This is a genomic window from Salinisphaera sp. Q1T1-3, assembly GCF_003602005.1.
GTDB lineage: Bacteria > Pseudomonadota > Gammaproteobacteria > Nevskiales > Salinisphaeraceae > Salinisphaera.
In genome coordinates this window covers 36,115-44,859 of the sequence record NZ_QZWD01000025.1, presented here as the reverse complement: position 1 = coordinate 44,859, position 8,745 = coordinate 36,115, and the positions used below count along the sequence as shown (strand labels likewise).

At 65.0% G+C, this 8,745-nt stretch carries 9 protein-coding genes; 4 read left to right on the top strand and 5 right to left on the bottom strand.

Features of this window, described 5'->3' with window-relative positions; translation table 11 throughout:
* The 3 genes from D3260_RS16530 to D3260_RS16520 form a co-directional block, all read right to left on the bottom strand.
* The coding region (locus D3260_RS16530; RefSeq protein ID WP_147418170.1) for a leucine zipper domain-containing protein at positions 1-89 on the bottom strand (89 nt) is incomplete at its 3' end.
* Positions 90-235: 146 nt separating this feature from the next.
* Positions 236-391, bottom strand: a complete 156-nt coding sequence (locus D3260_RS16525; RefSeq protein WP_120099717.1) for an entericidin A/B family lipoprotein — start codon at positions 389-391, stop codon at positions 236-238.
* Positions 392-510: 119 nt separating this feature from the next.
* Complete coding sequence (locus D3260_RS16520; protein ID WP_120099716.1) at positions 511-984, bottom strand: Lrp/AsnC family transcriptional regulator; 474 nt, start codon at positions 982-984, stop codon at positions 511-513.
* Between the two features lie 172 nt (positions 985-1,156).
* Between D3260_RS16520 and D3260_RS16515 the strand changes: the two genes are divergently transcribed.
* Positions 1,157-2,851: a 2-isopropylmalate synthase gene (locus D3260_RS16515; RefSeq protein WP_120099715.1), complete on the top strand. Its 1,695-nt coding sequence runs from the start codon at positions 1,157-1,159 to the stop codon at positions 2,849-2,851.
* Between the two features lie 38 nt (positions 2,852-2,889).
* On the opposite strand, the gene D3260_RS16510 is transcribed toward D3260_RS16515, so the two are convergent.
* Positions 2,890-3,429: a DUF421 domain-containing protein gene (locus D3260_RS16510; RefSeq protein WP_120099714.1), complete on the bottom strand. Its 540-nt coding sequence runs from the start codon at positions 3,427-3,429 to the stop codon at positions 2,890-2,892.
* A gap of 403 nt (positions 3,430-3,832) precedes the next feature.
* Positions 3,833-5,683, bottom strand: a complete 1,851-nt coding sequence (locus D3260_RS16505; RefSeq protein ID WP_158583586.1) for a chloride channel protein — start codon at positions 5,681-5,683, stop codon at positions 3,833-3,835.
* A 130-nt stretch (positions 5,684-5,813) separates the two neighbouring features.
* Here D3260_RS16505 and D3260_RS16500 point away from each other — a divergent pair, with 130 nt between their 5' ends.
* From D3260_RS16500 to D3260_RS16490, 3 genes are all read left to right on the top strand, one after another.
* Positions 5,814-6,656: a YiiX/YebB-like N1pC/P60 family cysteine hydrolase gene (locus D3260_RS16500; RefSeq protein ID WP_158583585.1), complete on the top strand. Its 843-nt coding sequence runs from the start codon at positions 5,814-5,816 to the stop codon at positions 6,654-6,656.
* Positions 6,657-6,797: 141 nt separating this feature from the next.
* Positions 6,798-7,787, top strand: a complete 990-nt coding sequence (locus D3260_RS16495) for a YihY/virulence factor BrkB family protein (RefSeq protein WP_158583584.1) — start codon at positions 6,798-6,800, stop codon at positions 7,785-7,787.
* On the top strand, positions 7,784-8,737 hold the full coding sequence (locus D3260_RS16490; protein ID WP_120099711.1) for an alpha/beta fold hydrolase: 954 nt from the start codon (positions 7,784-7,786) through the stop codon (positions 8,735-8,737). Before D3260_RS16495 ends, D3260_RS16490 begins: the two co-directional genes overlap by 4 nt.
* Positions 8,738-8,745 lie beyond the last annotated feature (8 nt).

Below are 8,745 nucleotides of genomic sequence, written 5' to 3'. Positions count from 1 at the left end.
TCGACCGGTCTCAGGCCCTGTTCGATCACTCGACGCACCAGCACCTGTCGACTGTGAACGGTGAGTCGCGCATTCTTATGCGTGTTCATCCGGGTCGCTCCTTAGGTCTGACGGATTTCTGCACCCACCAGCTTCAAGGACTGCGGCTCGGATGAACAATCTACTGAGAGGTCACATCTAGGGCCTGTTAACGCTTTGCACGCGGGAAGTGTCAACAGGCCCTAGAACAGCGACGTTACTGGTCGCTTTGGGATTTGTGCTTGTTGGCCGTGTTCTGGATGTCCTGGCCGGCATCCTCGATGTCGTGGCCGGCACCGGCGATCGTGTTACAACCGGCCGGTCCGAAAATGGCTGTCGGTATCACAGACAGGCCCAGGGCGATTCGATTCATGGCAGATTCCCGTGACCCGTGCCGACACAGGGGGCGGGCCGGACGGGCGGACCCGCGCACCGACCTGATGATATGCGCCAATCTCGACAAACGATGGCTGACGGGGCGCAACCGGTTCGTCAGGTCCGTGCCGGCAGGGCCCGCGCGGTGAGCACGCGGCGTAACACGAAGCTCGTATGCACGCCGGAAACACCGGGTATACGCGTGATGTGATGCAACAGAAGGCGCTGGTAGTCTTCCATGTCGACGACCCAGATGCGGAGCTGATAGTCCGCCTCCTGCCCGGTAATCAACAGACATTCAACGACTTCCGGCAACGCTGCCACGCGGGTCTCGAAGGCGTCGAAACGTTCCGGCGTGTGCTGATCCATCGAGATGTGGAGCACCACGTTGAGCCCGTAGCCGAGACGTTGGGCATCGACCGTGGCCCGGTAGCCGGTGATATAGCCGGCCTCTTCCAGGGCTCGCACGCGCCGCAGGCAGGGCGAGGGCGAGAGATTGACCCGCTCGGCCAGCGTCTGGTTGCTGATACGGCCTTCCGTCTGCAGGATTTCGAGGATCCGGCGATCGGCGCGATCGAGAGAATCAGTCATGCGCGATACCCGCTGGTTTTGAAATTATATTGCTTTAAAAAGCCTCATATGCGCAATAAATAAAAGACAGGGCGGCTTGCGACGACAATTTGGCAATCCGCTGTCGTCGTTCGGCGCGTATGATGGAGGCCTCGGCGGCGAGCGGCCGAGACCATGCATCACGGAGCAAGACATGTCCCGATTCGATCATCGCAAGTACAAGCCGGCTCCCAAGGTCACCGGCTTCACGCGGACCTGGCCGGACCAGGAGATCACGAAAGCACCGATCTGGGTGAGCGAGGATCTACGCGATGGCAATCAGGCCCTGCTCGAGCCGATGACCGTCGAACAGAAGCAGAAGCTGTTCAAGCTCCTGGTCGATATCGGCGTCAAGGAGATCATGGTCGGCTTTCCTTCGGCCAGCCAGCCGGACTACGACTTTGTGCGCTGGCTGATCGACGAGGATCAGATCCCTGGCGATGTGACGATCGCGGCACTCACCCAGTGTCGTGATCATCTGATCGACAAGACCTTCGACGCACTCGAAGGCGTGCCCCGCGCAATCATCCATCTCTATAACTCGACCTCCACCGTCCAGCGCGAGCGCGTGTTCGAGATGAGCCAGGACGGCATCATCGATATCGCGGTCAACGGCGCGACGCGGGTCAAGGAAAACGCCCGTGCCCGGCCGGGCGTGCACTGGCGGCTGGAATATTCGCCGGAGAGCTTCTCGACCACCGAGATGGATTTCGCCGTGCGCATCTGTGAAGCGGTCATGGATGTCTGGAGCCCGACGCCCGAAGACAAGATCATCTTCAACCTGCCCAATACGGTCGAGCAGGTCGGCCCGCATTATCACGCCGATCAGATCGAGTACTTCTGCCAGCATGTGAAGAACCGCGATTCGGTGATCGTGTCCGTGCACACGCACAATGATCGCGGGGGCGCGCTGGCCGCGGCCGAGCTGGCCATGCTGGCCGGTGCTGAACGCGTCGAGGGCTGTCTGCTCGGCAACGGCGAGCGGACCGGCAACATGGACATCGTCGTCCTGGCGATGAACCTGTATTCCATGGGCGTGGACCCGGAACTCGACCTGTCCGACCCGGACAAGATCATCCGCGTGGTCCACGAGTGCACGGGCATTGCCCTGCATCCGCGCCATCCCTGGGTGGGCGAGCTGGTCTATACCGCGTTTTCCGGCAGTCATCAGGACGCGATTCGCAAATCTCTGCGCAAGCAGGGCGACGACGAGCCCTGGCAGGTCGCCTATCTGGCGATCGATCCGCGTGACATCGGCCGCGATTATCAGGCCGTGATCCGCGTGAACAGTCAGTCCGGCAAGGGCGGGATGGCCTTCCTGCTCGAGCGCGACTATGGCATCAACCTGCCGCGCTGGATGATGCTCTCACTGGCCCCGCACGTGCAGCGTGAAAGCGAAAAGATCACGGGCGAGCTCGGCTCCAGTGAGATCCGCGACCTGTTGTTCGCGCATTTCGACCGCCAGGCACCGGTCTCGCTGGTCGACTACAGCGTGCGTCGCGCCGACGAGGGGCAGAAGATTTCCGTGACCGTGTCGGACCACGGCCAGGAATTCACCCTCGAAGGCCAGGGCAACGGCCCGCTGTCGGCGTTCGTGGCCGCCTGGAATGCTTATACCGGCGAGGACATTGCCATCGCCGACTACACCGAGCAGGCCGTATCGGCCGGCTCGGACGCGGATGCGATCGCCTTCGTCCAGATCAAGGCCGGGACGATCCGTATTCCGGCCGTAGCCGAGGATGCCGATACGCTCTCGGCATCGATGAAAGCCATCATCAGCGCGATCAATCTCTCGCGCGAGGCCGATGAAACCGGCCAGCGCGGTGGCCTGACCGCGCTGGCGGGCTGACCGAGGCCCGGTGTCCCGCCCGGCCTTGGTCGGGCGGGTCAGTCGATCAGGCGCTGGCCGTCTCGAACCTGCGCGAAGAGCTGTGGGTCGATTGTCTGGCCTTTCTTGATCACTGCCACGTCGCCGGTGCTTTCGAGCGTCACGGCCAGCACCTCCTCGCGATTGGCCAGTCCGGCAAGCCGCAGCTTGGAATTCAGATCGTCCTCGGTCAGGCGGGCCGTCGACAGGTTGTCGGTCAGCAGCTCGCTACCGGCCATCAACAGCAGTGGTTCGTTATCGACCAGCCGGGCAAAGCCCGCATCGGCGCGGCGTGCGCGGGCGACCCCGTACTGGATCAGATAGAGCAGGCCCAGAGCCACGATGCCTGTCAGAAGGGCCGGACTTCGAGACAGCAGGGTCGAGGCCAGAATCGTGCCGAAGGCGACCGTGATCGCGAAATCGAAACTCGACATCTTCGAAAAGCTGCGAAGTCCGGACAAGCGCGTGAACAGCAGCAGCGCGATATAGATCACGATGGCGGAAACCGTCATCGATACCAGGCCCGAGAGTCCGGCGGTGAACCAGTCAGAGTCGATCATTAGTGCGCCTCGGCAATGGTTTGCATACAGCAACGATGAGCGCGACAGCGACCGATGCTCGCGTTGGCTTAGGGCCTGTTAACACGTCCCGCGTGCGCCGCGCCGGCGCTCATTTTTGCAAGACAAGGCATCGGGCGTGTACGGCCGTCATTCTGGCGTCGCGAACGACAACGCCGGGTTGCGCAAAAAATGACCGCCGTCCCGTCGGGTTGCGCTCAAAAACCGGCCGCGCGCGAAGTATTAACAGACCCTACGGACGCGTATCGCGAAAGACGACACGACAATGCCGCAGGCTGCCTCGGGCGACTATCCGGGGATTCCTCAGGGCTGGTGGATCGATCTGTCCTCGATGTGACGCGATGATCCGGTCGGGGCTCAAGGCCGCGGGGGCGTCACCGGGCGCTCAGGTCTCGTCGGCGTCTTCGACGGCCGAATCGCGCGAGCGCGACGTCGGCTTGCGGGCGCTGCGCCGACGCTCCATCTGGCGCGCCAGCCGGGACGAGCGGGCGACATCGGACAGCGTCAGCACCCCCTGCACCTCACGGGGGTGGCTCATCGTGCCGTCGGGCGTGACCAGCGCGACCTCACAGGCCGCCGCGCGCAGCCGACCGACGATGTCGAAGATCATGTCTTCGGCGCCGACCACGATGTAGTCGGTCTCCATGTGGTCGTCGGCCCAGGAGCGGATGCCCAGGCCGCCCTGTTTCTTGAGGCGATAGTGCCGCCGGGACGAGAAGATCGCCTGAATCTGTTGATTCTTGTCCAGAACGAGTACGTTCGGACTCTGACGCCCGAAGCGTCGGAAGCGGCGGCGCACCTCGGCTATGCCTCGCGTGCTGCCCACGCGTACCACCCGCGGGTCGTAGAACTCCGCTGCCTTGCGCAGCATGAACAGATTGGTTTCCAGCGAGGCCGGCACCGGGTGATTGCGCCGCGTCAGCTTGAAGGTATAGATGGTGTCGGCCATCAGGAACTGGCGCACGCCGTAGGCGATCGAGACGATGATCACCATCGGAATGATCACGTGGTAATCGCGCGTCATCTCGAAGATGATCACCAGCGCCGTGAGGGCGGCACCGGTCGAGCCGGCGACAACGCCGGCCATGCCGAGCACGGCCATGGTGGCCACGTCCAGATGAAAGCCCGGGGCGATGTGCTGCATGGCCACGGCGAAGGCCCCGCCCAGCGTCGCGCCCAGATACAGTGCCGGCGAGAACACGCCGCCCGAAGCGCCCGAGCCCAGTGTCAGCGAGGTGGCCAGGAGCTTGGCCGCGAACAGCAGCAGCAACAGCCAGGGATTGGTCAGCAGATTTTCCAGAATGTTCTGGATCGTGGCGTAGCCGACGCCCTCCACGTAGTAATGGCCGCCGTAGACCAGAAAGGCGTACATCATCACGCCGACGACACCCATGCCGGCCACGTGGCGCACGTAATCGTTGACCGGCAGTTTCTCGAACGCCGCCTCCGCCCAGTAGATGCTGCGCGTGAACAGCCAGGCGGCCAGCCCCAGCAGCACGCCGAATATCACGTAGATGACGAACAGCGTCGGCGAGCTGAGCTCCAGCCCGCTGTTACCGAGCGCCGGAATATTGAACGAGGGCGTATCGCCGAACAGGCTCTGGCCGACGAATGCCGCGGCCCCGGTGGACAGCAGCACCGGGATGAGCGTGCGGCCGCTGGTTTCGGGCAGGATGATCTCGATGGCGAACAGCAGCCCGCCGAGCGGCGCGTTGAAGGTGGCCGTGATACCGGCGGCCGCGCCCGAGGCGATCAGCGTGTTGCGCTGCCACTCGCGCAGGCGCACGAGCTGGCCGAGCCCGGAGCCGAGCGCGGACCCGATCTGGATGATCGGCCCTTCGCGGCCGACGGCGCCGCCGGTGGCGATCGAGATCGAGCTGGCCAGCGCCTTGGTCGCGACGACCGAGGGCCGGATGATGCCGCCGCGGTAATAGATCGCGTCGATGACTTCCGGCACGCCGTGGCCCTTGGCCTCCGGGGCGAATGTCCTGACCAGCCAGGTCACGATCACCGCGCCGATCATCGGCACCAGGATGATGCCCGCGCCCCAGACACTGGCATCGGTATGCTGGTTGGCGTCGTAAGCGAAAGAGAAGGTGCCGGAAAAGGCGATGTTGTGGAACAGCCCGATCAGGGCGCGAAACAGACCGGCGCCGTAGCCCGCTGCAATCCCCACGGCCACGGCCATCAGGGCGAGCACTAGGCTGGAGCGTTCTATCGCACGTGGCCGGGCCACTCGGTCTCTCTCGGTTGGCGTCAGGGAACCGGAAGCCGCATCGGACAGCGTCTTCCGTTGAGATGCCATATTACACCAAAGTCGGGCCTGGCCCCAGCAAAGGCGCAAATCAGTATGGATGATGATCGGGATGCAGGATAGCGTGACGGCTCGGAAACCACGCCGCTGGCGGGCGCGCCTGATCGATGCCGTCAGTGATTGGCTGTCGCGCGATGTCGAGCCACCCGAGGCGCCGCGGACGGATTTCGCGCGTCTGTGCGAGCACGCCCGGCCGGCCGATGTGATCCTCGTCCAGGGACGCAGCCGCGTGGCCGGCATCATCCAGAGCGTGACGTTGTCGTCCTGGACACACGCCGCGCTCTATATCGGGCGGGCCGATACGCTCGAACACGCCGAGGCCCGCGCGGCAGTCGACACGGCCGGCTGGGCCGCGGATACCCCGCTGCTGCTTGAGGCCCAGCTCGGCGAAGGGGTACATCTGTCGCCGCTGTCACGCTATCGCGGCGAGCACCTGCGCCTGTGTCGGCCGCACGAGATGCCACCGGCGGATGCCCAGGCCGTGATCGATTACGCCCTGAACCGGCTCGGTGTCCCGTACGACCGTCGCCAGATTCTCGATCTGCTGCGATTCTTCTTTCCGTACGGGCTGTTGCCGCGCCGCTGGCGTTCGACGCTGTTCGAGGCCGGCCACGGCGACGCCGTGCGTGCGATCTGTTCGACGCTGCTGGCCAATGCCTTTGCCAGCGTGCGCTATCCGATCCTGCCGACCATTCATCGCGGCGTCGACGGCGGCATGGTCTTCCATCGCCGCAACGCCCGGCTGATCACGCCGCGGGACTTTGACCACTCGCCGTATTTCGATGTCATCAAGTACGCTTTCTTTGGCGACGACGTGGCGCGTTATCACGAGCTGGAATGGGACGAGCTCGCCCCGCGCGTGGCGCGTCGGCAGCCGGGGCCGCCTCGCCGCTGAACCACGCGGCAGGCGCCGATGCGCAGGCATCGGCAGGCATCGGTGGATCGTCCGGTTCTCGTATACTGCAGTCGCGGGGTTTCACCAGGGATCGAAGTGGTGCACAGAAAAAACGCACAACGACTGGGCCGGGGAGAGCGCATGCCGGAAGACGGCCGCGGGCGCGCCGCACGAACGCCGGCGCACATCCCGCTCGTGGGCTGGAAGGACGTGCTTATGCGGGTCTTTCATGCCTTTTCCGACAACAATCTGTCGATCATCGCGGCCGGCGTGTCGTTCTACGGCCTGCTCGCGATCTTTCCCGGCGTAGCGGCCTTCGTGGCCATCTATGGCCTGTTCCAGGATCCGGCCACCGTGGTCACCGAGATGAACAGTCTCGATGGCCTCGTGCCGCCGGACGTGATCAACACCATCACCGGCCAGATGACGCAGATCGCCGCCCGCCCCAGTGGCTCGCTGGGGGTGACCGCGCTGGTCACGCTGGCATTGGCGTTGTGGAGCGCGCGCAAGGGCACGACCGCGCTGATGGTGGCGCTCAACGTCGTCTACGCAGAGAAGGAAACCCGGCATTTCGTGATCACCACGCTGGTCTCGCTGGCCCTGACGATCGCCATCATCGTCGGGCTGATCGCCGTGGCGCTGCTGGCGGCCGGCGTGCCGCTGATCGTGGCCGGGCTGGGTTTCGGGACCGGCCTGGTGGCCGTCGCCCGCGGCGTAGGGCTCGGTATCGGGGCGCTGTTCCTGATGCTCGGCATCGCCGGCCTGTATCGCTATGCCCCGAGCCGGACGCGCCCGAAATGGCGCTGGGTAATCGTCGGTGCGGCCATCGTGACGGTGTTCTGGGTGCTCGGCTCGCTGGCATTCTCGCTCTACGTCGCGTTTTCCAACTCGTACTCGGCGACCTATGGCTCTCTGGGGGCTGTGGTCGTGGTGCTGACCTGGCTCTACATCACCATTCTGATCATGCTCGTGGGCGGCGAGATCAACGCCCAGATGGAATTTCAGACCGCCGCGGATACCACGGTCTCGGGTAACAAGCCGATGGGTGAGCGCGGTGCATTCGTGGCCGATAATGTGGCCAAGCGTGCCGACGATATCGATTTCGACGCCGAACCGCCCGATCCGACATGACCACATCGCTGACGATCGACAGCACTGCAGCACCGGGTGAGAGCATTCGGCTGCGTGAGGCCACGGCGGTCGGCCGGCCCGGGCATGCCGGCCGGGCGGTGCTGTTCGTCCACGGTGCGACCTATCCCGGTGTGATGTTCGACGTGCCCGGGGCCAGCTGGCTGGCCCGGGCCGTTGCCGACGGCTACGACGCCTATGCCCTCGATGTGCGCGGCTACGGCGGCTCGTATCGGCCAGAAGCGATGGACGCCCCGGCCGATACGGGCGAGCCGTTCTGTCGCGCGACCGATGCCGTGGCCGATATCGCCGATGCCGTGGCCGAGATACGCCGGCGTGCCGGCGTGGCACGCGTGCATCTCGTGGGCTGGTCCTGGGGCACGATGACGAGCGGACGCTATGCGGCCGGTCGGCCCGGCACGATCGAGCGACTGGTATTGTTCGCTCCGGTCTATGCGAGCGCGAATCCGCAATGGCAGGCCGCGCTCGCCGAACCGGGCCAGCCCCGTTGCCGTCGGCGCTTGGGCGCCTATCGCACGGAAACGGCCGGTCAGGCCGAGGCGCGGTGGCTGGCCCAGATCACCGCGGCCCGGCCGGACGCCTGGCGTGATCCGGCAATCCACGATGCCTGGTTCGCGGCCATGCTGTCCGACGAGCCCGGCCAGGCTGTGCGCGCGCCCAACGGCGTCATGCTCGATCTATGGGAGGCCTTTTCCGGCCGGCCGGTCTACGACGCCGGCGCGATTCGCGTGCCTACGCTCGTCATTCGTGGCAGCGCCGATACCACCGCCACACGAACCGACGGGCTTGCGTTGTTCGGTGCGCTGGCCGGCGCCCCGCATCGCCAGTATGTCGAGATCGCCGACGCCAGCCATTTCGCACTGCTGGAGCATCGGCGGGCGGCCCTGCACGCCCAGGTCCAGGCATTCTTGGCGGCCGGATTGGCCGAATGACGATACGC

Bases quoted from the DNA above. Each gene is read 5' to 3' on its own strand.
- D3260_RS16525 (WP_120099717.1), bottom strand. From the start codon at position 391: ATGAATCGAATCGCCCTGGGCCTGTCTGTGATACCGACAGCCATTTTC.
- D3260_RS16510 (WP_120099714.1), bottom strand. From the start codon at position 3,429: ATGATCGACTCTGACTGGTTCACCGCCGGACTCTCGGGCCTGGTATCG.
- D3260_RS16520 (WP_120099716.1), bottom strand. From the start codon at position 984: ATGACTGATTCTCTCGATCGCGCCGATCGCCGGATCCTCGAAATCCTG.
- D3260_RS16515 (WP_120099715.1), top strand. From the start codon at position 1,157: ATGTCCCGATTCGATCATCGCAAGTACAAGCCGGCTCCCAAGGTCACC.
- D3260_RS16495 (WP_158583584.1), top strand. From the start codon at position 6,798: ATGCCGGAAGACGGCCGCGGGCGCGCCGCACGAACGCCGGCGCACATC.
- D3260_RS16500 (WP_158583585.1), top strand. From the start codon at position 5,814: ATGCAGGATAGCGTGACGGCTCGGAAACCACGCCGCTGGCGGGCGCGC.
- D3260_RS16490 (WP_120099711.1), top strand. From the start codon at position 7,784: ATGACCACATCGCTGACGATCGACAGCACTGCAGCACCGGGTGAGAGC.